The organism is Streptomyces sp. NPDC037271 (genome assembly GCF_055603605.1).
This window is the reverse complement of the sequence record NZ_JBVJVN010000015.1, coordinates 92,894-118,624: the sequence shown is the minus strand read 5'-3', so window position 1 is coordinate 118,624 and position 25,731 is coordinate 92,894. Positions and strand designations below refer to the sequence as shown.

Annotated in this window: 23 protein-coding genes and 2 pseudogenes; 4 read left to right on the top strand and 21 right to left on the bottom strand. The window is 71.1% G+C overall.

Features of this window, described 5'->3' with window-relative positions:
• Positions 1–33: 33 nt before the first annotated feature.
• From ACZ7G3_RS24330 to ACZ7G3_RS24320, 3 genes are all read right to left on the bottom strand, one after another.
• The gene (locus ACZ7G3_RS24330; RefSeq protein WP_426520276.1) at positions 34–957 is read right to left on the bottom strand and encodes a carbohydrate ABC transporter permease; all 924 of its coding nucleotides are present in this window, start codon (positions 955–957) and stop codon (positions 34–36) included.
• Positions 958–969: 12 nt separating this feature from the next.
• Entirely contained in the window at positions 970–1,965 is a 996-nt protein-coding gene (locus ACZ7G3_RS24325) for a carbohydrate ABC transporter permease (protein ID WP_470928222.1), read from the bottom strand.
• Between the two features lie 90 nt (positions 1,966–2,055).
• A complete protein-coding gene (locus tag ACZ7G3_RS24320) occupies positions 2,056–3,366 on the bottom strand; it encodes an ABC transporter substrate-binding protein (protein ID WP_426599083.1) in 1,311 nt (436 codons plus the stop codon).
• Positions 3,367–3,680: 314 nt separating this feature from the next.
• Here ACZ7G3_RS24320 and ACZ7G3_RS24315 point away from each other — a divergent pair, with 314 nt between their 5' ends.
• Positions 3,681–4,694: a LacI family DNA-binding transcriptional regulator gene (locus ACZ7G3_RS24315; protein WP_426599082.1), complete on the top strand. Its 1,014-nt coding sequence runs from the start codon at positions 3,681–3,683 to the stop codon at positions 4,692–4,694.
• Positions 4,695–4,903: 209 nt separating this feature from the next.
• On the opposite strand, the pseudogene ACZ7G3_RS24310 reads toward ACZ7G3_RS24315, so the two are convergent.
• The 5 genes and pseudogenes from ACZ7G3_RS24310 to ACZ7G3_RS24290 form a co-directional block, all read right to left on the bottom strand.
• Positions 4,904–5,025, bottom strand: a pseudogene (locus ACZ7G3_RS24310) (IS5/IS1182 family transposase); the annotation flags it as partial.
• A 130-nt stretch (positions 5,026–5,155) separates the two neighbouring features.
• Positions 5,156–5,536: a VOC family protein gene (locus ACZ7G3_RS24305; RefSeq protein ID WP_426599081.1), complete on the bottom strand. Its 381-nt coding sequence runs from the start codon at positions 5,534–5,536 to the stop codon at positions 5,156–5,158.
• A gap of 157 nt (positions 5,537–5,693) precedes the next feature.
• Complete coding sequence (locus tag ACZ7G3_RS24300; RefSeq protein WP_470928221.1) at positions 5,694–7,163, bottom strand: APC family permease; 1,470 nt, start codon at positions 7,161–7,163, stop codon at positions 5,694–5,696.
• A 5-nt stretch (positions 7,164–7,168) separates the two neighbouring features.
• A complete protein-coding gene (locus ACZ7G3_RS24295; RefSeq protein WP_470928220.1) occupies positions 7,169–8,728 on the bottom strand; it encodes a GMC family oxidoreductase in 1,560 nt (519 codons plus the stop codon).
• A 29-nt stretch (positions 8,729–8,757) separates the two neighbouring features.
• Entirely contained in the window at positions 8,758–10,224 is a 1,467-nt protein-coding gene (locus ACZ7G3_RS24290; RefSeq protein WP_470928219.1) for an aldehyde dehydrogenase family protein, read from the bottom strand.
• 228 nt (positions 10,225–10,452) lie between these two features.
• Between ACZ7G3_RS24290 and ACZ7G3_RS24285 the strand changes: the two genes are divergently transcribed.
• Complete coding sequence (locus ACZ7G3_RS24285; protein WP_470928218.1) at positions 10,453–10,647, top strand: hypothetical protein; 195 nt, start codon at positions 10,453–10,455, stop codon at positions 10,645–10,647.
• A 351-nt stretch (positions 10,648–10,998) separates the two neighbouring features.
• Here ACZ7G3_RS24285 and ACZ7G3_RS24280 read toward each other — a convergent pair whose 3' ends face one another.
• The 3 genes and pseudogenes from ACZ7G3_RS24280 to ACZ7G3_RS24270 all read right to left on the bottom strand — a co-directional run.
• Positions 10,999–11,487: a DUF6083 domain-containing protein gene (locus tag ACZ7G3_RS24280; protein ID WP_426599076.1), complete on the bottom strand. Its 489-nt coding sequence runs from the start codon at positions 11,485–11,487 to the stop codon at positions 10,999–11,001.
• Positions 11,488–11,610: 123 nt separating this feature from the next.
• The gene (locus tag ACZ7G3_RS24275) at positions 11,611–12,633 is read right to left on the bottom strand and encodes an amidinotransferase (protein WP_470928217.1); all 1,023 of its coding nucleotides are present in this window, start codon (positions 12,631–12,633) and stop codon (positions 11,611–11,613) included.
• 199 nt (positions 12,634–12,832) lie between these two features.
• A pseudogene (locus ACZ7G3_RS24270) lies at positions 12,833–13,048 on the bottom strand (phosphotransferase-like protein); the annotation flags it as partial.
• Positions 13,049–13,141: 93 nt separating this feature from the next.
• Between ACZ7G3_RS24270 and ACZ7G3_RS24265 the strand changes: the two are divergent.
• The gene (locus tag ACZ7G3_RS24265) at positions 13,142–13,702 is read left to right on the top strand and encodes a GNAT family N-acetyltransferase (RefSeq protein ID WP_470928216.1); all 561 of its coding nucleotides are present in this window, start codon (positions 13,142–13,144) and stop codon (positions 13,700–13,702) included.
• 12 nt (positions 13,703–13,714) lie between these two features.
• Here ACZ7G3_RS24265 and ACZ7G3_RS24260 read toward each other — a convergent pair whose 3' ends face one another.
• The 4 genes from ACZ7G3_RS24260 to ACZ7G3_RS24245 all read right to left on the bottom strand — a co-directional run bounded on the left by ACZ7G3_RS24260 (position 13,715) and on the right by ACZ7G3_RS24245 (position 18,655).
• Positions 13,715–14,485: a class I SAM-dependent methyltransferase gene (locus ACZ7G3_RS24260; RefSeq protein ID WP_470928215.1), complete on the bottom strand. Its 771-nt coding sequence runs from the start codon at positions 14,483–14,485 to the stop codon at positions 13,715–13,717.
• Between the two features lie 92 nt (positions 14,486–14,577).
• Positions 14,578–15,858, bottom strand: a complete 1,281-nt coding sequence (locus ACZ7G3_RS24255; RefSeq protein ID WP_470928214.1) for an aminotransferase class V-fold PLP-dependent enzyme — start codon at positions 15,856–15,858, stop codon at positions 14,578–14,580.
• Positions 15,855–17,192, bottom strand: coding sequence for a pyridoxal-phosphate dependent enzyme (locus tag ACZ7G3_RS24250; protein ID WP_426599071.1), 1,338 nt, complete (start codon positions 17,190–17,192; stop codon positions 15,855–15,857). Before ACZ7G3_RS24250 ends, ACZ7G3_RS24255 begins: the two co-directional genes overlap by 4 nt.
• Complete coding sequence (locus tag ACZ7G3_RS24245; RefSeq protein ID WP_470928213.1) at positions 17,189–18,655, bottom strand: Y4yA family PLP-dependent enzyme; 1,467 nt, start codon at positions 18,653–18,655, stop codon at positions 17,189–17,191. The genes ACZ7G3_RS24250 and ACZ7G3_RS24245 overlap by 4 nt, the downstream gene beginning before the upstream one ends.
• 391 nt (positions 18,656–19,046) lie before the next feature.
• On the opposite strand from ACZ7G3_RS24245, the gene ACZ7G3_RS24240 reads away from it, so the two are divergent.
• A complete protein-coding gene (locus tag ACZ7G3_RS24240; RefSeq protein ID WP_470928264.1) occupies positions 19,047–19,391 on the top strand; it encodes a hypothetical protein in 345 nt (114 codons plus the stop codon).
• 43 nt (positions 19,392–19,434) lie between these two features.
• Here the strand turns inward: ACZ7G3_RS24240 and ACZ7G3_RS24235 are convergent, their stop codons facing one another.
• Genes ACZ7G3_RS24235 through ACZ7G3_RS24210 form a run of 6 tightly spaced genes read right to left on the bottom strand, consistent with a single transcriptional unit; the run spans position 19,435 to position 25,706 of the window.
• Positions 19,435–20,157 (bottom strand): TSUP family transporter, encoded by a 723-nt coding sequence (locus ACZ7G3_RS24235; protein WP_470928212.1) that lies wholly within the window; start codon positions 20,155–20,157, stop codon positions 19,435–19,437.
• Positions 20,148–21,200 carry an ABC transporter ATP-binding protein gene (locus tag ACZ7G3_RS24230; RefSeq protein WP_470928211.1) on the bottom strand — a complete coding sequence of 351 codons (1,053 nt, stop codon included), beginning with the start codon at positions 21,198–21,200 and terminating at the stop codon, positions 20,148–20,150. The genes ACZ7G3_RS24235 and ACZ7G3_RS24230 overlap by 10 nt, the downstream gene beginning before the upstream one ends.
• Positions 21,193–22,206: an ABC transporter ATP-binding protein gene (locus ACZ7G3_RS24225; protein WP_470928210.1), complete on the bottom strand. Its 1,014-nt coding sequence runs from the start codon at positions 22,204–22,206 to the stop codon at positions 21,193–21,195. The genes ACZ7G3_RS24230 and ACZ7G3_RS24225 overlap by 8 nt, the downstream gene beginning before the upstream one ends.
• Positions 22,203–23,168 (bottom strand): ABC transporter permease, encoded by a 966-nt coding sequence (locus tag ACZ7G3_RS24220; protein ID WP_426599066.1) that lies wholly within the window; start codon positions 23,166–23,168, stop codon positions 22,203–22,205. Before ACZ7G3_RS24220 ends, ACZ7G3_RS24225 begins: the two co-directional genes overlap by 4 nt.
• A gap of 14 nt (positions 23,169–23,182) precedes the next feature.
• Positions 23,183–24,112 (bottom strand): ABC transporter permease, encoded by a 930-nt coding sequence (locus tag ACZ7G3_RS24215; RefSeq protein ID WP_426599065.1) that lies wholly within the window; start codon positions 24,110–24,112, stop codon positions 23,183–23,185.
• Position 24,113: 1 nt separating this feature from the next.
• Positions 24,114–25,706 carry an ABC transporter substrate-binding protein gene (locus tag ACZ7G3_RS24210; RefSeq protein WP_470928209.1) on the bottom strand — a complete coding sequence of 531 codons (1,593 nt, stop codon included), beginning with the start codon at positions 25,704–25,706 and terminating at the stop codon, positions 24,114–24,116.
• Positions 25,707–25,731 lie beyond the last annotated feature (25 nt).

Here is a 25,731-nt window from a genome sequence, read left to right as displayed (position 1 = left end):
GTCGGCGGGGGCCCGGGCCGGCACGCCGGCGGGTCAGCCCTTGACGGCGCCCGCCATGATGCCGCTGACGATCTGGCGGCCGAAGATGATGAACATCGCCAGCAGCGGCAGCGTGCCGAGCAGCGCGCCCGCCATGATCAGCGACTGGTCGCGGACATAGCCCGCGCTGAGCTGGGTGAGCGCGACGGGGACCGTCGGGTTGGTCATGTCGAGCACCACGAAGGGCCAGAAGAAGTCGTTCCACGCGTGCACGAAGGTGATCATGAACAGCACGGCCATCGCGGGCCGTGCTATAGGCAGCACGATGCTCCAGAAGATGCGCAACGAGTGCGCCCCGTCCACGCGTCCCGCCTCGACGAGCTCGTCAGGCAGAGCCTCCGTCAGGTACTGCCGCATGAAGAAGACGCCCACCGCGCTCACCAGCGTGGGGAAGATGACGGCGGGCAGCTGCTGCGACCAGCCCAGCTCGGACATCATCATGAACAGCGGTACGACGGCGAGCTGCGGCGGCACCATCATGGTGCCGATCACCAGCATGAGCAGGACGTTGCGCCCCTTGAACCGCAGCTTGGCGAAGGCGAACCCGGCCAGGGTCGCGAACATCACCGTGGACAGGGCGATCACCCCGGCCACGATGAGGCTGTTCATCATGGCCTTGCCCATCGCCGCCTCGTCCCAGGCCCGGGCGAGGTTGCTGAACAGGTTCGGGCCGGGCAGGAAAGGTGGCGGCGTCTGGCTGACCCGGGTGTTGTCGGTGGAGGCGGCCACCATCGTCCAGTACAACGGGAAGATCGACAGCAGCGCCATGATGGCGAGCAGGACGTAGGCGAGCGGGCCCGCGTGGTGCTGGCGGCCGGCGCGCTGGCGCAGCAGCCGGCGACCGCCGCGGCCGGCCGGCTTCTCGGCGGAGGTCCGGGCCGGAGCGTCCGTCCGGGCCGGGAGGCTTTGAGTGGTCATGGCGACTCCAGGTCAGGACGAACGGGAACGCAGGCGCTTGATCAGCCGCTGCACGGCGAAGGCGAGGACGAGGACCATGAACATCACCCAGGCGACGGTCGCCGAGCGTCCCATCTGGTAGTTCTTCCAGCCCTCCTCGTACAGCAGGAGCCCCAGCGTCTGGTACTGGTTGTCCGCGCCGCCCGTGATGCCGTTGGGTCCCTGGCCGAAGATCAGTGGCTCGCCGAACAGCTGGGTCGCGCCGATCGTGGAGAGCACGATGGTGAAGACGATGGTGGAGCGGATGCCGGGGATGGTGACGTGGATGAACTGCTGCCACCGGGAGGCGCCGTCGAGGGAGGCGGCCTCGTACCGGTCGGCGGGGATGGCCTGCATCGCGGCCAGGTAGAGCAGCGCGTTGTAGCCGGTCCAGCGCCAGATGACGATGGTGGAGATGGCGACCTGGGCGGGCCACTTGTCGGCCTCCCAGTTCACCGGGTCGATGCCGACCGAGCCGAGCGCCCAGTTGATCATGCCGAAGTCGCGTTCGAAGATCATGGTGAACACGAGCGCGGCGGCGGCGACCGAGGTGGCGTAGGGGACCAGCGAGGCGACGCGGAAGAACAGCGAGGCGCGCATCCGGTAGTTGAGCAGGTGCGCCATGCCGAGCGCCATCATCAGCTGCGGCACCGTGGAGATGACGCCGATGGTGATCGTGTTCTGCAGCGCGTTCCAGAACCGGGAGTCGCCCCAGAGCTCGACGTAGTTGTCGAAAGCCACCCACTCCATGACGTCGAGGGTGGCCAGTTCCACGTCGTGCAGGGAGATCCACGAGGTGTAGACGAGGGGGTAGAAGCTGAACGCGGCGAAGACGATGAAGAACGGCGCGACGAACGCGTACGGGGCGCCCTTGATGTCCAGTCGGTGCAGCAGTGCGCCGCGCCGCCGGGCGGTGCCCTCGCCGCCCGTCCTGGGGGACGGACCGGGAGGCTCGCCCCCGGCCAGGGCCTTGGTGGTGGAGGTGGCCACCGGACTTCCTTCCTGAAAGCGGATGTGTGAGCCGGGCCCCGGGCCCGCCGGCAGAACGCCGGCGGGCCCGTCGGCCGCAGGGGCGGTGGGTCAGCCGACCGCCTTCTCGATGCGCTCCGCGGTGGTCTCCCACGCCTCGTCACGCGCGGTGTCCTGCTGCTCGATCAGAGTCAGGCCCTGGGAGAAGAGGTCCTTGATCGCGCCGTCCTTGCGGCCGAGGATCTGCTTGTCCGGGATCTCCTGGGCGGCGGCACCGAAGATCTGGCCGATCGGCGCGTCGCTGAAGTACTCCGACTTGGCGTTCTTCACGTCGGGGTTGTCCAGCGCCTGGAGCGAGGACGGGATGTTGCCGATCTCCTTGAAGATGTGGGCCTGCTGCTCCGGCGCGGTCAGCCAGGCCACGAGCTTCTGGGCCTCTTCCTTCACCGGGCTCTGCTCGATCACACCGAGGAAGGAGCCGCCCCAGTTGGCGCCCTTGGGGGCCTTGGCGACGTCCCACTTGCCCTTGTTCGCCTCGCCGGCCTTCTCGCTGATGTGGCTGAGCATCCACGCCGGGCACACGGCGGTGGCGAACGTGCCGTTGGCCAGGCCCGGGTCCCAACCCGGCTGGAACTGGCGGAGCTCAGCCGTCAACTCGTCCTCCGCGGCGTCGGCGGCGAGGTTCCACGCCTCCTTGACGGCCGGGTTCTTGTCGTGGATCAGCTCGCCCTTGGCGTTGTAGTACTGCTCGGGGTAGCCGTAGACCATGGCGTTGAACAGGCCGCTGGCCGCGTCCATGTAGGCGACGTCGTCACCCTTGAAGCCCTTCTTGAAGGTGCGGCCCACCTCGACGTACTTCTTCCAGTCGCCCGCCCAGAGCTTGGCGACCTCCTCGCGGTCGGTGGGCAGGCCGGCCTTCTCGAAGTAGTCCTTGCGGTAACAGACGGCCATCGGGCCGATGTCGGTACCCAGACCCAGCACCTTGCCGTCCTCGGTGCTGATCTGGGACTCCTTCCACGGCAGGAAGTGGTCGGTGCCCGATATCTTGGAGAAGTCGGCGAACTTGTCCGCCTGGGTCTCGGTGATCTCCTTGGCCCGGCCGATCTCGATGCCCTGGATGTCCTTCAGGCCCTTGCCCCCGGCGAGCCTGGTCTGCAGCGCGGTGTAGTACGTCTGCTCGTCACCGGCGATCTCGGCCTTGATGTCGACATCGGGGTTCTCCTTCTCGTACTGCTCGAGAAGGCCCGTCTCCTTGATGCCCATCACGCCGTACAGGCCCATGGTGATGGTGGTCTTGCCGTCCTTCTTGCCACCGCCGGTGGCCGAGTCGTCGCTGCTGCTGCAGCCGACGACGAGTGCCAGCGCGCCGACGGCCGCGGCCGTCGCCACCGCCTTCCTGCGCAACGAACCGAGAGTGCCCATGGATCTCCTCCTAGCGACGGCGCTGACACATCGGAGTGACGAGTTCTGCGATGACTACAGCGATGACTACAACGGCTCTGAACAAGGTGGGCACGTACCCAACTTTGGTGGGCACGTGCCCACCGGCGCATCGAAGACTCCTCGGGAGCGGGCCCATCTGTCAATAACTTGAACGCGACTTGTCGCCGGGCCCGAGGCCCGGCGTTCGCTTCCCGGACCCCGGGGGTTGCTCCGCCGGCGGCGGGGTCTGCAAGAATTGCCGCAGGTCACCTCCGCGGTAGGCACCCCCGCCGCGGCTGCCGAGGGGGGAGTGCATGACCGGCAACCGCCGTCCCACGATCAAAACGGTCGCCGCCCGCGCCGGCGTCGGCCGCACCACGGTCTCCCGTGTCGTCAACGGCTCGGAGTTGGTCAGCGCCGACGCACGTGCCCGGGTCCTTGCGGCGATCAAGGAACTCAACTACGTTCCCAACTCCGTCGCCCGCGGTCTGGTGACCAACCGCACCAACGCCGTGGCCCTGGTGATCCCGGAATCGGAGAGCCGGCTCGGTTCGGAGCCGTTCTTCGCCGCACTGATCCGCGGCGTCAGCAGCGCACTCGCCGAGAGCCGGACCCAGCTGCAGCTGATGCTCGTCCGCGACCAGGCCGAGCGGGACCAGCTGACCGAGTCGGTGGCGACCCGCCGGGTGGACGGCGTCCTGCTGGTCTCCGTGCACGCCGAGGACCGGCTCCCGGGCATGCTGGAGGAGATGGGCCTGCCCACCGTGCTGGCCGGCCGTCGCGACGCGGGCGAGCGGCTGAGCTACGTCAACTCCGACAACGCGGGCGGGGCGACCGCGGCGGTACGGCATCTGCTGGACAGCGGCAGGAGAAGGATCGCCACGATCACCGGCCCACTGGACATGGACGTGGGCCGCAGCCGGCTCGCCGGCTGGCGCGCCGCGCACGAGGAGGCCGGAACGGCCGCGAGGGAACTCCTGGTCGAGGCGGGTGACTTCACCGAGGAGGGCGGCCGTCACGCCATGCGTTTGCTTCTTGAACGCGCCCCGGATCTGGACGCCGTCTTCGCCGCCTCCGACCTCATGGCGGTGGGCGCGCTCGCCGAACTGCGCCGGCGGAAACGGCGCGTGCCCACAGACGTCGCCGTCGTCGGATTCGAGGATTCGGTCCTCGCCCGCCACACCGACCCTCCCCTGACGACCGTGCGTCAGCCGGTGGAGGAACTGGGCCGGACCATGGCCCGGATCCTCACCGACATCACACAGCACGGCGCGCCCCGGCAGCAGATGACGCTGCCGACGGAGCTGGTGGTGCGCGAGTCGTCCTGACACGCGATCACCGCGGGGCCGGCGGGGGCGTCGGAGAAAGCTGGCCGCTGCGCCCGTCCTCGCAGACCTGTCAGCGGAGCAGGGCCTCGAAGCGCACGGGTCGCCCTGCTTCGCCGAAGCCGCCGAGGCACGGGCACGAGCGACCGGCCCGCACCTCTGACGCGTTGTCGCCCGTCGAGCCGCGGCGACGAGCCCGAACAGCAGAAATCCTTCGCGCCGGAGATCTCCCACGCCTTGCAGTCGTTGCGGTTGCCCGCGACTGGCCGGCCGACGGCGACGACGAGACGCGTGTCGGCGTCGATGACGAATGATGGTTGGTGGAGTACCGGTACTTCCAGCCCGCAAGCGGTTCGTCGAGGACGCCGTTGCGTTGGTGCAGTCAAGCGCCGGTCATGAAACTGAGTTCAAGGTGGGAGCCTTGGGATGCGTCCGAAGGGTGCCGCAGCGCCGGCGCGGAACCGTCAGAGCGGATTGAGGCGGGCCTTGAGCAGGCAGAACTCATTGCCCTCAGGATCGGCGAGAACATGCCACTGCTCCTCGCCGGTCTGGCCGATGTCGGCCGGGCGCGCCCCGAGTTTCAGGAGGCGTTCGAGCTCGGCGTCCTGGTCGCGGTCGGTGGCGTTGACGTCGATGTGCAGCCGGGGCTTCCCCTGCTCCGGCTCGTCCCTGCGGCTGAGGATGATCGTGGGCTGCGGGCCGCCGAACCCTTCGCGCGGCCCGATCTCGAGGGTGCCGTCCTCTTCACGATCGAGCACCACGAAGTCCAGGACCTCGCACCAGAACCGTGCCAGTACCTCGGGGTCGCGGCAGCCGAGCACGAGCTCACTGATACGACATGCCATGGACGAAACCTACTCTCAGCGTGGGGACTTGCCGGGGGGGGCCGCGCGGAGCCCGGGCTCCCGGCAGGGGACGCTCGAGACCGTACCGGCCGAGGCGAGCAGGCGCGAAGGTTTTTGGGTCCCGCAGCATCGCCGGCCGCGTCCCCGACCTCACGGGTCAGTGCACCTGGTCGGGGATCGCGTTGCCCGAAGGGGCGTCGCTGCGTCCGTAGTGGTGCGTGGTGAACATGTAGAGGAGGCCCACGGACACCACGACTCCCCCACCGAGCAGTACGATCCAGTTGTCGTACCAGGGGGCGTCGGGGGTCCGGGGCCAGGAGATGTTGACGATGGCGAAGATCCCGTAGGCGAGCGCCCCGGCGTTCACCGGCAGACCCCACCGGCCCAGCCGGTACTCGCCGCTCGGCTTCCAGCCCTTGAGCCGGGCTCGAAGAGCGGCCAGGACGACCATCTGGAACGCGGCGTAGATGCCCAGGATCGCGAAGGACACGATCTTGGTGAGGGCGTCCGTCGAGATCAGCGAGCCGAAGGCGATCAGCGCCGGGATGACCGCGGCGACCAGCAGCGCGTACTCGGGCACCGCGCGGGTCGGTGAGAACTTCCGCAGCAACCGGTGACCGATGATCATCTCGTCGCGGGCGTAGGAGTAGATGAGGCGGCCGGCAGCGGCCTGCAGACTGATCGTGCAGGAGAGGAAGGAGATGAGGACGACGGCCATCACCACCCGTGCGCCGGCCTCGCCGAGCGCGTCGAAGAGGACCCGGACGACCGGGTCGGTGTCCCCGCCGGAGATCACCGCGCGGTAGTCGACGACGGCCAGGAGCAGCGTCAGACAGGTGAAGGTCGCCGCCGCGCCACCGACGTAGATGGTGCGGCGCATCGCCTTGGGAATCACTCTGCCGGGGTGGGGCACCTCCTCGGCGACGTCCCCGCAGGCCTCGAAACCGTAGTACTGGTAGAAGCCGATGATGGCCGCCCCGAGGAAGACGGGCAGGTAGGAACCGTCGCCCGCGGCGCCGAAGTCGTCGAAGAGGACGCCCAGGCCGTGGAAGCGGTGCGTGGTCAGCAGGATGACGCCGACGACCAGGGCGCCGATCAGTTCCGCGCTGAAGCCGATCAGCGCCGCCCAGGAGAGGGCTTTCGTGCCGGCGTAGTTGATGAGCACGGCGACGACGATCAGCGCGATCGTACACAGCACGGTGGTGTGCACGGTGACGCGGAAACCGAGCAGGATGGCGATGTAGGGCCCGGCCCCGTAGGCGACGCTGGTGATCGTCACGAGCAGCGCCCACATGTAGACCCACCCGGTCATCCAGGCCCAGCGCCTGCCCCACAGCCGTCGCGCCCACGGATAGACCCCGCCCGCGATCGGATACTGCGCGACGACCTCGCCGAAGACCAGTGCGACGAGGAACTGCCCGCACCCCGCCATGACGAACGCCCAGATCATCGGGGGTCCGCCGTCGGCGAGTGCCGTGCCGAAGAGGGTGTAGGTACTCACCACCGGGGAGAGGTAGGTGAAGCCGAGGGCGAAGTTCGCCCACGGGCCCATCTCCTTGCGGAACTCCGAGTCCTGCTGCCCGTGGCCCGCGGCGGCGGGGCCGCCGGGCGTTCCGGGAACGGTCATCGGGGCTACCCTTCCGTGGCCGGCGGCCGCGGGGCCGGGCGGGCGGTGATGAGGTCCGCGGCGCGTTCGGCGGCGAGCAGCACGGTGACCATCGGGTTGACGGTCGGCATGGTGGGGAAGACGGACGCGTCCACGATCCGCAACCCGTCGTGTCCGCGCAGCCGCAGCTGTGGGTCGAGCACCGCCAGCGGATCGTCCTCGGCGCCCATCCGACAGGTCCCGGCCGGGTGGTAGACGGTGTGGGCGGCGCGGCGCCCGTACTCGGAGAGGTCGGCGTCCGAGCGTACGTCCGGGCCCGGCGCCACCTCCCGCAGCAGCCAGTCGTTGAGCGGCGCGGCGGACGCCACGTCGCGGGCGATCCGCAGGCCGTCGACGATCGTGCGCTCGTCGTGCCCGTCCGGGTCGGTGAAGTAGCGGAAGTCGAGGGCGGGTTTGACGTCCGGGTCCGCGCTGCGCAGCCACATGCGGCCGACGGAACGGGCGCGCGGCACGTTGGGGGTCATGCAGACGCCGTGCTCGGGGACGGGGTAGCCCAGCCGTTCGGTGTTCGTGGTGAACGGCACCTGGTAGAAGTGGAACATCAGGTCCGGGCGCGGGCCGCCCGCCGGGTCGCGGCGCAGGAAGAGGCCGGCGTCGGAATCCATGGCCGAGTTGGGCGGCAGCGGTTCACGGGTCTCCCACACCATCACCGACTCGGGGTGGTCCAGCAGGTTCTCGCCCACCCCGGGCAGGTCCGCGCGGACCTCGATGCCCAGGTCGCGCAGGTGGTCGGCCGGGCCGATGCCGGAGAGCATGAGCAGCCGGGGCGTGTCGATCGCTCCGGCGCACAGCAGCACCTCGGCGTCCGCCTCCAGCGTCGCGAGGGAGCCGTCGGGGTTGCGCACCTGGACGCGGGTGAAACGGCCCTCGCTGTCGGGCAGCAGCCGGTACGCCCAGGTCTCCAGGCGCAGCGTCAGGTTCGGTCGGTCCAGTACGGGGTGCAGGTAGGCGACGGAGGCGGAGGAGCGGGTGTTGGTCGCCGGGTCGTAGGCGAGGGAGAAGAAGCCGGCGCCGTCGGTGAAGGGGCGGGCGTTGAAGTCCTCGACGCGCTGGACGCCGAGCCGGGTGGTGGCGGCCGTGACGAAGTCCTCGGCGATCGCGTTGCGGTCGGCGGCACCGACGGGCACGATCGTGTTCTGCAGCCGTGTGCGGTACGGCAGGATCGTTTCCGGGCCCCAGCCGGCGCAGCCGCGCTCCACCCACTCGTCGAGGTCCTGCGGGAACGGCAGGAAGCTGATCAGCGTGTTGTGCGAGGAGCAGCCGCCGAGCACGCGGGCCCGGGAGTGCAGGATGTGCGAGTTGCCGCGCGGCTGTTCCTCGGTGGTGTAGCCGTAGTCGAACTCGGAGCCGAGCAGGTTGATCCAGTTGCGGAGCCGCAGGATGCGTTCGTCGCCGACATCGCTGGGGCCGCCCTCCACCACGCAGACACGGCAGGCGGGATCCTCGCTCAGCCGTGCGGCCAGTACGCAGCCGGCGGTGCCTCCGCCGATGATCAGGTAGTCGTAGGTCGTCGTCTCGTCGTCCATGGCGTCGCCTTCTCTCTCGCCCTGCCCGCTCAGCCCTTGAACCAGCCGGAGGGGGCCGGCCGCAGGTTCTGGTAGATGTGCTTGGCCTCCTGGTACTCGCGCAGACCGGTGGGTCCCAGTTCCCGGCCGAAGCCGGACCGGCCGAAGCCGCCCCACTCGGCCTGGGGTACGTAGGGGTGGAAGTCGTTGATCCAGACCGTGCCGTGCCGCAGTCGGCCGGCGACCCGCTGGGCGCGGCTCGCGTCGTTCGTCCAGACGCCGCCGGCCAGGCCGTACCGGGTGTCGTTGGCCAGTTCCACGGCCTCGTCCTCGGTCCGGAAGCGTTCCACCGTGACGACCGGGCCGAAGACCTCCTCCTGCACGATGCGCATGGAGCGGTCGCAGTCGGCGTAGACGGTGGGCAGCAGGAAGAAGCCGCGGGACAGCTCGGGGTCGTCCGGGCGGCGGCCGCCGCAGACGAGCCGGGCGCCCTCTTCACGGGCGACCTCCAGATAGCCTTCGACCTTCTCCCGGTGCTGTGCCGAGCTGAGCGGTCCGCTCTCGGTCGACGGTTCGAGGCCGCTGCCGAGACGGATGGCCCGCGCGCGGGTGGCCAGCCGCTCCACGAACCGGTCGTGCAGGCTGTCCTCCACGAGCAGCCGCGAGCCGGCCGAGCAGACCTGCCCCGAGTGCAGGAACGAGGCTTCCAGCGCGTGGTCGACGGCGGCGTCGAAGTCGCAGTCGGCGAAGACCACGTTGGGGTTCTTGCCGCCGAGCTCCAGGGCGAGGTTCTTCACGCCCGGCGCGCACGCCTCCATGATCCGGCGCCCGGTGGCCAGGCCGCCGGTGAAGGAGACCAGGTCCACCTCGGGGTGGGCGGACATCGCCGCGCCCACGGTGCCCCCAGAACCGAGTACGAGGTTCGCGACGCCGGGCGGCGCTCCCGCTTCCGCGATCAGCCGGATCATGTGGATCGTGGACAGCGGTGTCGTCTCGCTGGGCTTGAGGACGAAGGTGTTGCCCGCCGCCAGGGCGGGGGCGACTTTCCAGGAGGCCTGCAGCAGCGGGTAGTTCCACGGCGCGATGAGGGCGCAGACGCCGATGGGGTGGTAGGTGACCCGGCTGAGTACGTCGGGGCCGACGTCCACGACCCTGCCGCCGTCCTTGTCGGCGATCTCGGCGAAGTAGCGGAAGGCGTTCGAGACGTCCTCGATGTCGATGCGTGCCTCGGCGAGCGTCTTGCCGGTGTCGAGGGTTTCGACGCGGGCGATCTCCTCCTGGTCGCGCAGGAGGAACCGCGACACCCTGAGCAGCACGTCGGCCCGCTCCCGGGTGGGTGCCGCCGGCCAGTCACCCCGGTCGAAGGCCTGCCGAGCGGCTCGTACGGCCCGGTCGACGTCGGCCTCGTCGGCGTCGTCCACCTGCTGGATGACGGACGCGTCGAACGGGTTGATCACGTCCCGGCGCGCGCCGTTCACGGCGCCCGTCCACTCGCCGTCGATGAACAGTTCCGGCATCGCAGGCTCCCTCGCTCGTACCCGGCCGCTGCCGACGTAGCTCACCGGCACGGCACACCTGGCACCAACATCGTCCGAGGGGCCCGCACCGGTCATGCGGACGCACCGGCCGCGGGAGGGTTGGGCGGGGATGTGACCTGGTTGGGCTAGCTGGTGCGTGACGCACGGGCACTGCGGGGGGCGTGACGCACGGGCGCTGCCGGGGGTGGGGCTTCGCAGGTTCCCGAGGTGGACGATGAGGCCGCCCTCGGCCATCCCCAGGAACTGCTCAAGTCGAGCCGGGAGGTCGTGCGGGTGCGAGGGCCGGTGGTGCTCGGGCCGGAGCCGACGGTGGCACCGGTGCTCGCCTCGGCGCCCTCGCCGTCGGGGTCCGGGGCGGCGGACGCGTCACGGGCGCCGGTGTGCTGGGGCCCGGAGCCGTGAGTGGCGCCGTTCGGACCCGTGGTGGAGTCGTCGCCGTGGCAGGCGGTGGGCGAGGGGCCGGCCGCTGCGCAAGGGCGAGCAGGGAGGTTCTCGACGCGAACGATTGCTCGGCGGGCCAGTACCGCTCACGCTCGCGTGGGAGCCCTGCTGGTCACCAGGACGCGGCGTACCGGCCGGGGCGTACCGCTCGACCCGCCGCTCATGCACGGCCGTTGCGTACGAGACCGTCCGGCGGCGAGTGGCGGCCTCGCGATGTCCGCGCGAATGCCGCCCGCCGCACTGGCCGAACGCGGCTTCGGGTCCGCTGACGGGCGTGGAGGCGAAGACCGTCGTCCGCCTCTCGTGTCCGGGTCAGCCGGCGTCGGGCAGCGCCCCCGGGTAGCCGTCCTCGTCCGCCTGGCGCCGCGCCCGGCGCGCGTTCTCCTCGCGCACCGCGTCCAGCCACCGCCACGGTCGGGTCTCGTCCAGGGTGAGGCCGGGACAGGCGAGTTGGTGCGGGATGCGGCACGTGGTGCCGGGTGGCGGTTCGCTCAGACCGCCGTTCCAGGCCTGCCCACCGGGGTCGATGTGCCATCGGTGCCCGCCCGGGACGAGGTGAGCGGGAATGGTCAGGAGGGGTTCGAGCAGGACGTGCTGACCGGTGTAGGTGAGACGGCGTTCGCCGGCCAGGCCGCAGTTCGGACAGACCGGCCGGGCCGGTGGTTCGGGCCCGGTGGCGCCGTCGTGGGCGGCCTGCCCCAGGTCGACGCTCTCCCATGGCCGTGGGGCGTCGGCGGGCGGCTGCCGGTGGCTGTCGGGGCCGGGTACCGGGAAGAGACTCGGTTCGTGTGTGTCCCCCATGGATGCGAGCGTGTGGCGAAGGACGGGAGCGTGACAGGGCGCAGGACGGGCGCAACGGCAGCACGCGGGCGGGTCGTACGGGCGCGGGCCTTCCGGCACGGCCCGTACGGCCCGGCCGACCGCTCATGTGTCCAGCTCGCGGACGAGTGGATGGTGCGCGCAGCGGAAGCCGCCGGCGAACGCGGTCACCGCGTCGAAGGGGAGCGTGTGAACAGTAACGTCCCGCTCGGTCAGTGCTTCGGCGAGTCCGGTCAGACGTTCGTCGACGAGTACCTCGCCGGGACTCATGACGAGGCTGTTCCCCGCGAGGAGGTCCACGGCGGCCCGGAGGGTGACGTCGATCAGGTCCCAGTCGGCGACCGGCGCCGGCACGCCGTCGACGAACTGCTCACGGCAGACGACCGCCAGCCCCTCACGGACGGCGGTGAGGCCGTCGTCCAGATGGATCACCTGGTCGCTGATCGGCACCTCGTGGACGCGGTAGCCGTCCCCGAGCAGGCGCGCCAGCCACCGCGCGCCGTCCGCGTCGGACGCCGTTCCGCCCCGGCCTCGGCCGACGAGAACGTCCCGGCCGAGGACCATGACGTCGCCGCCCTCGAGGAAGGGTCCGGTCGCCGCTGCGACGTCGGGCACCGCTACTGGTGACGGTGGCGGCATCACCGCGTAGCGGGCGCCGCGGGACACCGCCTCAGCGAAGACGGGGCGCAGCCCGAAGCGCTCCTTGAAACGGGCCGGCAGCCGCAGGGCGGCCTCGATGACGTGGTCACCGACGACGATCATCGGGTCGCGGACGAACGTCTGCATGCTGAACCGGTCCCTGTCGCTCCCGTACACGCCCAGTTCGAGTTCGGTCAGCTCCCGCGGGCGGTGCACGACGACCCCGCGGCTGGCCAGGAAGCGGTCCAGTCCGTCGATCTGCTCGACGCTTCTCGCGTATCCCTCGGGGTCCGCGTCGGACCAGAGCCTTCCCGCCCAGCGCGGCAGTTCCCGCCGGGTCCGGCCAGGAAGGAATCGCAGGGAGTCCGGCAGACCCGCGGCGACTCCTTCCGGGATACGGAAGTCGATGACGCGACCCACCACCACCTCTTTGAGGACTCCCCACTCGTGGGTGACGTTGATGCGGTCGAACGGTTGGAATGCGGTCATGATCGTGTGACTCCTCGCCCTGTTTCCAGTGAGCGGGCCGGGTCTCGAAGGTCTTCGACCTGCGGGTATACCCAGCGTTTCACGTGAAACCGGCCAGTACGTCATCGAAGAGGGGCAAAGGCCACCGGGCAGTTCGGGTGATCCGCCCCGCCGGTACCTCATCCCTGAGGCGGACCCGCAGCCGGGGCCGGTCCGGCGATCAGCCGACGTGGGCGGCGATGGTGCGGGCACAGACCATCGATTCGGTGTGCGTCGCGTCCACCTCCAGGTCATGGAGCACTCCCTGGTGAACCATGTCCGCCTGCGACGCGGCCATCCCTGGACGCGATCCCTGGACGCGATCCCCTCGTGCGACCTCACGGCCCACCGCGACCGTGTGCTCACACCTGACACCGGCCCACAGCACCGGCGGACCGGCCCGGCGACTCCTCGTGCGAGGAGTCGCCGGGGGAAGAACCAGCGCATCATCGGGTCTTCGACGGGGGGCGGTTCCTGGCAAACTGACGGCGTGACAGCTCACAAGAGGGTGCCCGCACTCGCGTTCACGCAGATCGTCCGGGCCCAGGACGCCACCCCGGCCGTACGGCGGGATCTCACCGACTGCTGGACGGCGGTCGTCAATGCCGGAGGCGCGGTCATCCCCATGGACTGCCCGCTGCCTCCGGTGCCCTCGTCGGAGATCGAACCGGCGCTGGAGGCGATCGTCCAAGGGCTCGCTCCGCAACGCAGCCGGATCCTCCTGGCCACCGTCGACGGCGCGCTCGCGGGCTGGGTACTCCTGCGCCGTGAGGCGCATCCGCTTGTGGCGCACTGCGCAACGGTGAACCATCTTCAGACTCACGTACCGTTCCGCGGCGTCGGTGTCGGCTCCGCGCTGATGCGCCGTCTCCCCGAGATCGCCCGGGACGAGATGGGCGTGGAGAGACTACGGCTCACCGCGCGGGCCGGTCTGGGTCTTGAGGACTTCTACCGCAAAGTCGGCTGGACCGAGGTCGGCCGATGGCCGGGCGCGCTGCGCGTGGCGCCCGGCGACGACCGGGACGAGATCCTGATGAGTCTCGCCCTGTGAACCGGCTCGGGTTCAGTCGCCCTTGACCGCCACCAGCACGGCGCTGTCGCCGAACTGCCAGACCGGCGCGACATGCCGGAAGCCGGCCCGGCGCAACAACTCCGCGTGGCGGTCCACCGCGAGATCCTCGCCGCCCCCGATCCCCTCATGGGCCGCACGGCGCTGGGCACGCTCGGCGAACAGGTCGGCCAGTTCGGGATCCCGGGCCGCCGCGGTCCACCACTCCTGCCAGTCCTCGTGGGCGTGACCGCCCGTCCGCTCGGCGCGACGACGGCCCACGTACGCGGTGATGTCCGAACAGGGCGCCTCGTCGGGCGGGAAGTGGTCGCCGTTGACGAGTACGCCACCGGGGCGCAGCAGCACGGCGAGGCGCCGGTACGTGTCCAGCAGGACCGGCTCGGGAAGATAGTGCAGTGCGGTCGTCGAGACGGCTGCGTCCAGGGGGCGTTCGAGTCCGAGGTCGTCGGTCCAGCCGTGGGCGCCGATCACGGTGTCGACGTAGCGGGCGGCGTCCGCGTGATGGGTCCGTCCCAGTTCCAGCAGCAGGGGATCCATGTCGGCTGCGACGATCTCCGCGTCCGGCAGGCGGTCGACGAGCCTGGCGGCCAGGGAGCCCGGTCCGCAGCCGAGGTCGAGCAGGAGCGGCCGGGAACGACCGGCCGTGACGTGCTCGACGACATCCGTGATCACCGTGAACCGCTCCTCGCGGTCCACGGCGTAACGCTGCTGCTGCCGCTCCCAGCGCTCCACCCACGTCCTGGCCCCCGCCATGCTGATGCCCATCTGGTCGCGCCACCTCTTCCGTCTCTCACCCGTCGTGGACGCGACCGAATCTACAGGTGGAAACGGTTATCACTTGCCATACGTCACGCGCTTCACGCCAATGAGGCCAGTACGGTGAGCAGGCGGTCGATTTCCTCCACCGTGTTGTGGACGTGCAGGCTCACGCGCACCGACCCGTCCTTCTCGGCCGCACCGGCCTGGCAGAGGCTGTCGGCCCGCACCATGAAGCCGTGGCTGTAGAGGATGAACCCGAGGTCGTCGGAGGGGATGTCGTGATGCCGGAAGGTGACGATGCCGTGCCGGCGCTGCGCCGCGGGCAGTGCGGAGTCGGCGGCCAGACTGGTGGGACAGCCGAGGATCTCGTACGGGTCGAGGTGCCTCAGCCGGTCGGTCAGCCGGGTCGTGAGGCCGGCCGTCCAGCGGGCGATCCGGTCGGGACCCGCCGCGTCCAGCCAGTCGAGCGCGGCCCTCAGCGACACGATGCCCACCGTGTTGGGCGTCCCCTGCCAGCCGGCCGGCCGGAACTCGGGTCCCCGCGCGTTGCGCGCCCAGACCGCTCCCGAACCCGGCAGGGCCATCGCCTTGTGCCCCGAGAAGACCACGAAGTCGACGTCGAGGGCGGGATCGGCCAGGTCGACGGGCAGATGTCCGACGCTCTGGGCCGCGTCCAGGCAGATCGGCACGTCCGGGCCGACCGCAGCACGGATGCGGTGCACGTTCATGTCGCCGCCGTAGACGTGGTGGACGTGCGTGGCGGCCACGAAACGCGTCCGCGGGCCGACGAGGCCGACGAGGGCCCGGTGGTCGTAGTCGCCGGAGACCGCCTGGTACGGCAAGGCCCGTACGTGTACGTCGACGCCGCGGGCGGCCAGCAGCCGCTGCGTCTCGAGCCAGGGGTCCAGGTTGGCCCGGTGGTCGGCGAACGGCACGAGGATCTCGTCGCCGTCGGTGAGGTACGGCACCAGCCAGTCGCGGGCGACGGTGCGCAGGCCCTCGGTGGTGCCGCTGGTGAAGTGGACGGTGGAGCGGTCCGGTTCCGGATCGCGGAGGAACTCCTTGACCCGCTCCCGGGTCCCCTCCACCAGCTCCGTCGTCCGGTTGGCCCAGGGGTAGGTGCCGCGGCCCGCGTTGGCGTTCGACGTCGTGAGGTAGGTCTGGACGGCGTCCAGTACGGCTCGCGGCTTCTGGGACGTCGCCGCGCTGTCGAGGTAGGCCGACTCCGGATGTGCGGTGACGATGGGGAACTGTTCCCTCAGCTCCCGTTGCCAGGCCGCGTCCTGGCCCCTGTCGTCCCGGCCCCTGTCGTCCCGGCTCTTCTCGTCGTGACCCTTCTCGTCGTGTCCCGCCCCAGGGAGCGGCTGGGCGGCGCTCATTCGCGCACCAGCGGTGCGCCCGCGTCCCGCCAGGCGACGATTCCGCCGGTCAGGCTGCGCACGTCGGGGTGCCCCCTGCGCGCCAGCAGGGCGGCGTAGCGCAGTGACTTCTCGCCGACGGGGCAGGCCAGCAGCACCGGCGTCCGCTTGCTGAAGGGAAGCCCGCCGCGGACGAGTTCCTCGAACAGTTCGTCGACGATGTTGACCGAGCCCTCGATGTGCAGGGCGGCGTAGGCGTGCGGGCTGCGCAGATCGACGACGAGCGGTCGGGGGTCCCCCTCCGTGATCCAGCGACGGGCCTCGTCCACGGCCACAGACCGGGCGCCCGCCCGTATCTCCTCGTCGGTGAGCGCCGAGGGGGTGGGCCCGCGGTTCGCCCTGCCCAGCAGCTCGGGGCGGCGTGCGCGCACGTAACTCAGATAGCTCTCCGCACGGTCGCACACGATGAACACCGCGGTCTCACGCCGCCCCGAGCCCTCCAGGGCCGCGTCGGCGTCCCGCAGGTGCCGTACCGCGCCCTGGTAGGCGGCGCCCCCGGTCGGTCCGGTCAGCAGTCCGCAGCGGCGGATGAGGGTGAGCATGCCGTCGATGGCCTCGTCCGAAGTGACGGACTCGATGGTCTCGTACGTCACCGGATCGAACAGGCCGACCTGGTGTACCTCGTCGATCGTGCGGATGCCGGGGATGAAGTCCGACTTGTGGGCGACCAGGCCGACTACCCGCACATCCGGGTCGTGCTCGCGCAGCACCCTGGCCACACCGGTCGACGAACCGGCCGTACCCACGCACGCGACGAACCAGTCCGGGGCCCGCCCGTCCAGGTCCTTGACTATCTCGGGCCCGGTGCCCTCCGCGTGCGCCTCGACATTGCGCGGGTTGAAGTACTGGTCGGTGTGCAGGTAGGCGCTCCCCGGCTCCGTGAGCGCCTGGTGGAAGTGGGTCAGCGGATCGTCGGTGTCGGTCGGGTCGAGGCATTCGCTGCGGCCCGGCAGCTCTTCGATCTCGGCGCCGAGGAGCAGGAGCAGCTCCTTGATCTCCGGTACGCGCATCCGGTTGGTGACGCTCTTGAACCTCAGTCCGTGCATGCCGGCCAGCAGGGCGAGGGCCTTGGCCGTGTTGCCACTGGAGAGTTCGACGACCGTCCCCTCCCCGTCGGCCGCGCCCGCCAGGTGGGGGCGGGCCATGTGCCAGGCGGGCCGGTCCTTGACGGAGCCGAAGGGGTTGAGCATCTCCAGCTTGGCGTAGAGGTCGATGTTGCGCAGCCCGTGCACGGCGGGGTCGATGCGCACCAGCGGTGTGTTGCCGATGGCCTCCGTGATGCTGTCGTACCTCATGCGGGCGTTCCCCCCGGGTGTGTGATCGGCCAGTAGTCCTCGTCCAGGCACCAGCGCCAGGAGTCGCCCTCCTTCTCCACCGCCACCGTCCGCGCGAGGGGCTGGCGCTGCGCGTGGTGGGCGTGGAAGTCCATGGCGTACCCGGCGGTGTTGGCGAAGGCCAACAGGTCGCCGGCGCGCGGCAGCCTGGGGAGGAATACCAGGCGGCGGGTGATCAGATCGGCTTCCAGGCAGAGATTGCCGACGAGGTGGACGCCGACCGGCCCCTCGTCGTCCTTCCCGGGTTCGCCGTGCGGCAGCAGTACGGGGTCCACGAGGACTCCGTGCTCCTCCAGGCTCACGTCACCGGCGTTCATCCCAAGGCGCACCAGGTAGGAGGCCGGGCCCTCGTCGGTGCGGCGCACGTCCAGCACCCGGGCGAGCGACAGCCCGCACTGGTCGACCAGGGAGCGGCCGGGTTCGATGTGGAGGTCGTGGAGGTGCTCCAGGAGCAGGGTTCCCGGCCCCCGGCCCAGCACCGGCGCGGGGAGCGAGAGGAGCTCGTCGAGGTAGCCGGGGCCCGCGTTGGGACGGTGGCCGGGGTACAGGGCCAGGGCCCCGCGGACCGTACCGCCCTCGTTGCGCAGCCCGTATCCGTGACCGCGCCAGGTCAGGGGCGGGCGTCCGCCGAGGACCGCCTCGCTGAGCGCGGTCGTCCAGCGTTCCCACTCCTCGGCGTCGGCGACGTAGCCGACGCCGAACCCGCCGCCGATGTCGATGGCACGCGGTGCCAGGCCTCGTGCCCGGCAGGTGTCCATGAGCAGCACGCACTGCTCCAGGGCGCGGCCCTTCTCTTCGAGGCCGGTGGTGTCCAGGTGGTAGGCGAGGCCCGTCAGTGCGACGGCGTCCGCGTGCCGCTCCACGGCCGCGAGGAGCGCCTCCACGTCCCGCACCGGGGTGCCGAAACGGCTGCGGCGCGACAGCACGCGGGTGCCCGTCCCCCCGTGGCCGGCCGTCGACTCGAAGCCCGACAGGCGCACCAGGACGTCCACCCGGCCGAGCCCGTACTTCCGTACCAGGCCGGCGAGTTGTTCCAGCTCGCGCAGCGAGTCCAGGTTCACCGTCGCTCCCACGCGGGCCGCCAGCCACAGGAACTCGGGATCCTTGGGGCCGGTGGCCATGACGCGATCCCCGGTGAAGCCGCAGCTCAGGGCGTGCCGCAGTTCGGCCAGCGAGGCGACGTCGACACCGACGGCGGCCGGTTCCTCTGCCGCCAGCCTCCGCAGCAGGGCGCTGGAGCGGTTCGCCTTGTGCGCGAAGTACACCCGCCCGGCGAGATGGTGGCGCCGGTAGACGGCACGGAAGCGTTCCGCGTTCGCGGCGACGGTCTCGGGGAGCAGCACGTTGAGCGGAGACCCGAGCGCGTCCACGAGCGAGTGCAGAAATGGGGCGGCCCCCAGCAGTGAGGCGAGGGGTTGATCCACCCGCGGCCTCAGGTATAAGGGCACATCCACGAAAGACCCCTCCCCGTGTCGGCCGACCGTCGTTGCGACGACCGTTCGGGAGTAGTCGTTTCCAGGTACACGCGCCGCTAAGCCTCGAGGCGCGGCCGGGGACGGGACGGCCCGCTTCCGCCGTCACCGGCCGGCTCGGTGCCCGGAGCGCGGCGTACGCCCTTGTCGGCGAAGGCCTCCGGCCCCGTCGTCGGCATCGTCACCGACTGCCCCCGTCCCTCACCCGGCGCTGACCTGGGCCACCAGAAGTCACCGCGTTGACACACACCGCCATCGGGCGTTGACTACCAGTACGGCGCAGAGCCATGCCGCCCCGGGGAATCCGGTGATCCCAAGCAACCCAGGAAAGCGGCTTACGATGATGTACGACCAGGCACGCGCACAGCAGCCGTCGGACCGGCCCGCGCACCGCCCCGAGCACCACTTCGCGGCACCGGACCCGCTCCTGTCGCCGGACGAGCGGGACGCGGTCCTGCTGCGCCTGCGCCAGGCCATCAACGCCTTCGCCGAGACTCCGCGTCAAGCGCTCGAAGAGGCGGAGGGCGCCTTCGACGACGCGGTCGCCCATCTCGTGAACGCCCTCGCGGAACGACGCCGTGCCCTTCACGACAGCTGGCAGGACCGGGACGCCGCGGCGCAGGCCGAGGAACTCCGGCGCGCGTTGCGGCAGTACCGGGACGTCACGCAACGGCTGCTGCGCACGTAGCGGCCCGTCCGGGCGGGACCCGACGCCGCCCCCGTTCACCCGGTCAGACGAACTGCCGCACCACCAGCACCACGGCCCCCGCGACCGCGAGCGCCGTGGCCGCCGTGCGTGTCCGCCGTACGTTCAGCCGACGGGTCAGCGGCCCGGCGGCCAGTACACCGGCCGCAGCGGCGGGGACGAGCAGTACGGTGCCGCGCAGCGCGTGTGAGCCGACCGTGCCGGCCGCCGTCAGCGCGGCGAGGCTCATCAGCGAGCCGGCGAGGAAGAAGGCGCTCATCGTGGCGCGCAGCTCCGGGCCGCTCAGCCGCTGCCACACCATCGCCATGGGCGGGCCGCCGATGGACGTCGCCGTGCCCATCAGGCCCGAGGCCATTCCCGCCAGGACCACCGAGGAGCGCCGTCGCCGCGGTACAAAGCCCGCCGCGTTCACCGCGACGCCGGCGAGGATCACCGCGGCGACGAGGAGCGCCAGGTACCGGGCGGGCAGGGCCACCACGAGCAGTGCGCCCATCAGCACTCCCGGAAGCCGGCCGCCGAGTGCCCATCCGCAGCCGCGCAGGTCCGCCCGGCCGCGTTCGCGTACCAGGACCGTCGCCGTCACCCCGGAGGCGAGCAGCAGGACGGCCGTGGGGGCCAGGGACGGGTCCACGAGGGAGAAGACCGGTGCGGCGAGCATGCCCAGGCCGAAGCCGACGGAGACCTGGAGCAGCGCGCCGACCCCCACCGTGAGCGAGAGCAGGACGAACTCCGGACCGGTCAGGCCCACGCGGACTCCGCGTCCAGCGGGAAGTGGCACAGCGCCGTGTGGGGCCCGGACCCGTCCGTCGTCTCCCGCACGGCGACCGGCGGTGCCTCGGTCGCGCACCGGTCCTCGGCGTGCCGGCACCGGGTGCGGAAGCGGCACCCGGAGGGGATGTCGAAGGGCGAGGGGATCTCCCCCTGGAGCTGGATCTCCTGGTGACGGGCGCCGCGGCTGGTGTTCAGGACGGGTGCGGCCGACATGAGTGCCGCCGTGTAGGGGTGCTGAGGGCGTTCGAAGACGTTCTCCGTGCCGCCGTGTTCGATGACCTTGCCCAGGTACATCACCGTCACCCGGTCGGAGATGTAGCGCACCACGGACAGGTCGTGGGAGATGAACAGGTAGGTGACCCCGAGGCGCTCGCGCAGGTCGGAGAGGACGTTCAGGACCTGCGCCTGTACCGACAGGTCGAGGGCGGAGACGGGCTCGTCGCACACGATGAGGTCGGGGTCGAGGGCCAGTGCGCGGGCGATGCCGATGCGCTGGCGCTGCCCGCCGGAGAACTCGTTGGGATAGCGGTGGGCGTCGCTCTCCCGCAGCCCGACCAGGGACAGCAGTTCGCGGATCCGCTTCTCGCGGGCCTTCGTGCCCGGCACGACGTCCCGGTGGGTGCGCCAGGGTTCGCCGATCAGGTCGGCGGCCGACATGCGGGCGTTGAGCGAGGCGAAGGGGTCCTGGAAGACCATCTGCACTCGGCGGCGCCAGGCCAGCAGTTCCTGGCCGCGCAGGGCGAAGGGGTCGGTTCCGTCGAACCGTACGGTGCCCGCGTCCGGCCGCTCCAGCCCGAGCAGGACGCGGGCCAGGGTGGATTTGCCGCACCCCGACTCGCCGACGAGCCCGAGGGTCTGACCGCGGCCGATCCGTACGTCCACCCCGTCCAGGGCGGTCAGCCGGCGCCGGCCGCTGCCGAAGGTCTTGGTGACCCCTCGGACCTCCAGCAGCGGTGGGTGCTCCTGCGGACCGCCCGCTCGGGGCCCGGGGCCGGCGGCGGTGGCGCGGGCGTCAGACACGGTCGAGCTCCTCGGAGAAGTGGCAGGCGGCGAAACGCCCCTCGCCCGACGGGCGCAGGAACGGCCGTTCCCGGACACAGCGCTCCCGCACCAGCGGGCAACGTGCCTGGAAGACGCAGCCGGGCGGCACCGCGCCCAGCTCGGGCGGACTGCCGGGGACCGCGGGCAACGGGCGCCCGCGCACGCTGTCCTCCGGGACCGAGTCGAGCAGTCCACGGGTGTAGGGGTGGCGGGGAGCGGAGAAGACGTCGTGCACCGGTCCGTTCTCCACGACGGTGCCGGCGTACATCACGACGACGTCGTCGGCGCGCTGGGCGACCACGGCCAGGTCGTGGGTGATCAGGACGACGGCCATGTCCCGCTCGTCCTGGAGGTCCCGGAGCAGCCGCATGATCTGCGCCTGTACGGTCACGTCGAGGGCGGTGGTGGGTTCGTCGGCGATGAGCACGTCGGGGGCGAGCGCGACGGCCATGGCGATGAGCAGGCGCTGCCGCATGCCGCCGGAGAACTGGTGGGGGTAGGAGCGGGCCCGCTGCCTCGGCTCGGGGATGCCCACCCGCGTCATCAGCTCGATCGCCTTCTCCCGGGCCTGGCGCCGGGTGAGGCCGCGGTGGATGCGGAAGGGCTCGCCGAGCTGCCGGCCCACCGGCTGCACCGGGTTGAGTGCGGTCAGGGCGTCCTGGAAGACGATCGACAGGACGGGGCCGGCCAGCCTGCGGCGTGCCGCCGGGCTCATGCGGAGCGTGTCGTCGCCCCTGACCCGTACGGCCCCGCCGGTCACCGCCGCCGCGGGGTCCAGCAGCCCGACCACGGAGAGTGCGGTCATCGACTTGCCGCAGCCGGACTCGCCGAGGAGGGCCAGGGTGCGGCCGCGGCGGACGCTGAAGCCGACGCCGTCGACGGCGCGTACCGTCCCGGAAGGTGTACGCAGGTCCACGCACAGTCCCTCGACTTCGAGGGCCGGGGTGTCCCTGCCGGACGGGGCGGGGCCGGTGGCGGTCGTCATGGGATCATCTCCGGGGGTACGGCGGCCGAGGCGGCCCGGCGCTTCCTGGGCAGCGTCAGGCGCCAGCGCTGGGCGGGGTCGGTGGCGATGCGGGCCCAGGCGGCGAGCACGGTGGCGGACACCGTCGTGAGGACGATGGCGAGCCCCGGCAGCACGGTGATCCACCAGGCGGTCTGGAGGTACTGCCGTCCCTGGGCGACCATCAGGCCCCAGCTGACGTCGGGGGGCTGGATGCCGATGCCGAGGAAGCTCAGCGACGACTCGGTGAGCATCACGAAGCAGAAGTCGAGGGTGGCGACCGTCAGCAGCGTCGGCAGGGCGATCGGCAGGATGTGCCGGTAGATGATCATTCGGCTGGGGGTGCCGAAGGTGCGGGCCGCGTCGACGAACAGCCGGCTGCGCAGCTCCGCCGCCTCCGCCCGCGCGGTGCGCAGGTACACCGGGATACGGGTCACGGCCAGGATCAGCACGAGGTTCAGCGCGCTGGGCGAGAAGACGTACAGCACGACCACCGCGATCAGCAGCGAGGGAAAGCTGAGGATCACGTCGGCGACCCGCATGGCCACGCTCTCGCGGCGTCCTCCGTGGTACCCCGCCCACAGACCGAGGGCCGAGCCGATCGTGAGGGAGCACAGCACGGCCGGGACGGCGACGGAGAGGGTCGTGGCGGCCGCCTCGATCAGCCTGGCCACCATGCTGCGCCCCAGGACGTCGGTGCCGAGCAGCCCGTACACGCCGTCGCTCAGGGACGGTGCCCGCAGTGAGGCGTCCAGGTCCTGCCGCTGTGCCCGGTCGCCGATGAACAGCCGGCCGAGGAGGGCCACGAGGGCGACCACGGTGAGGACGACGGCACCGACGGCCGCGGCCCGGTCCCGGCGCAGCATCCGCCACCTGCTCGGCCGCGCGTCGCGGGCGGAGGCGGCCTCGGCCGCTTCCGCGGCGGAGGGCTCTTCTCGGGGCATCGTGCCTCCTTCGCTCACGCCGGCACCGCCTGACGTACGCGGGGGTCGGCCAGCGCGTGGCAGACGTCGACGAGGATGTTGAGCACGAAGATCGTCACCGCGGTCAGGAGAACGGCTGCCTGCAGCACCGCGAAGTCACGCTGCAGGATGGAGTCGATCATGAGCTTGCCGATGCCGGGCCAGCCGAAGATCGTCTCGACGATCACCGCGCCGTTGACCAGGCCGACCGTCAGGTCGCCCGCCACGGTCAGCACCGGCGTCACGGCGTTGCGCAGGGCGTGGCCGAAGACCACTCGCCGGGGTGTGGCGCCCTTGGCCCGGGCGATCTTGACGTAGGGCGCGGACAGCGCGGTGACCATGCTGCCGCGGACCACCTGGACCAGCACGCCGAAGGGGCGGATGAGCAGGGTCGCGACGGGCAGCACCCATATCTCGGGGCCGCCGAGCGTGCCCGAGGTTGGCAGCAGTCCGAGGCTCACGCCGAAGACCAGCACGCCCATGATGGCGAACCAGAAGTCGGGGATGCTCGCGGCCGTCATCGACAGCAGGCTGGCGATCCTGTCGACCAGCGAGTTGGGGCGGTATGCGGCGAGGCTGCCGACCAGCACGGCTCCGGTGATCGCCAGCAGCATGGTCACGCCGGCGAGCTGGAGCGTGACGGGAAAGGCGTCGGTCACCATCGAACCCGCCGACTGCCCGGTCCGCAGGGAGGTGCCGAAGTCCAGGTGCGCGACGTCCACGAGGTAGTTCCACAACTGCGCCGGGATCGAGAGGTCGAAGCCCTGCGCGGCGGAGAACTCCGCACGCTGCTCGGGGGTGGCGCTCAGGGGGAGGTAGAGGTCCACGGGATCGCCGGTCATCCGGGACAGGAAGAACACGCCCAGGACCACGCAGATCAGGGGGACGGCACTGGAGACCACGCGTTTGCGCAGGAAGGGGATCATGTCAGGGCTTCGCCCCCTCGGCCGGGCGGACCTCGGCCAGCCGCAGTTCGTCTCCGGTGGCGGAGTTCGGTTCGTACCGGATCGACCGTGACAGGCCCAGCAGCCCGTTCATGTGGGCGAGATGGGCGTACTGGACGACGGAGTCGTTCTGCTCGGCGAAGAGGTCGGCGAACGCCTTCTGACGCCGCTCGCCGGAGAGGGCGCCCGCCTCGGCGATGCGCCGGTCCAGGTGCTCCGTGCCGAACGTCGACTGTGGGCCGTCGCTCAGCAGGTACTGGCTGGCGGTGAAGGCCGCGTCACCGGCCTGGTTGCCGTGCATGATCAGCAGGGCGACGGGGCCGACGTCCTCGGGCAGCGGACGCAGCAGGTACTGGAGGTGGGTGGCGGTGTCGGCCATACGGACCCGGACGTTCAGGCCGATCTCCCGCAGCTGGTACTGCAGGGCCTCCGCCGTCTCCGACACCCCGGAGAACATGCCGTTGCGGGCGACGAGGGTGATCTGCCGGCCGGTGGGCACGCCGTCGGCCGACGCCTCCTCCACCAGGGCGCGGGCCTCGCCGACGTCCTGCCGGGTCGGTTCGATCCCGTCGCCGTGTCCCACCACTCCGGGCGGGACCAGTTGGGCCGCCGGTTCGGCGAGACCGCCGAGCAGGGCGTCGATGATGCCCTCGCGGTCCACGGCCAGGTCGATCGCCCGGCGCACCCGGAGGTCGTCGAGTGGGGGCTCTCGGCCGTCCAGCCGCAGCGCGGTCGTCTCGTTGTTGGGGTAGGCGGCCGTCGTGTCCTTCTCCTCTTCCATCGGGTCCAGCGCCACGGCGATCTCCGCCTCGCCCTTGTCGATCATGGCCGCGCGCACACTGGCGTCGCCGCGCCAGACGTAGCGGGCCCGTGCGAAGGCGGGGGCCTCTCCCCAGTAGTCGTCGAAGCGGTCGAGGGAGATGGCCGCTCCGGGCTGCCAGGAGCGGACGGCGTAGGGGCCGGTACCGATCGGGACACGGACTTTCGCCCCGGTGTCCGTGGTGCGGGGCACGATCTCCACGAAGCTCAGGCGCAGCGGCAGGATGGGGTCCGGTTTCTCGGTGGTGACGGTCAGTCGGCCGTCGTCGACCGCCTCTACCCGGAGGTCCTCGTCGCCGAAGACGTAGCCCTCGACGTTGCAGGCCAGGTCGGAGTTGACCGCCCGGTCGATGGAGAAGGCGGCGTCCTTCGCGGTGAAGGGCGCGCCGTTCTGGAAGGTCACCCCGGAGCGGATGCCGAAGGTCCAGGTGCGGGGCGTGGTCTGCTTCCAGCCGGTCGACAGCAGGGGGCGCAGCTCACCGGACGCGGGATCTCGTTCGACCAGGGGTTCGGTGATGTTGGACCGGACGACTACTCCGGTGCCGGTCAGTGACGCCTCACAGGGTTCCAGGGTCGGCGGTTCCTGGGTGAGCACCACCCGCAGGGTACGGCCGTCGGCGCGGCCGGTGTCGCCACCCGCGCTGTTGGCCACGGCGCACCCACTGGACAGGAGCACGGTGCCCGCCAGCAGGATCGCGCCGATCGTGCGGGGCCGCGCTGGTGCGGCGCGCCGGGGGGATGGGGCGGAGGGCTTCATCGTCGCGTGTCTCCGGGGAAGTGCT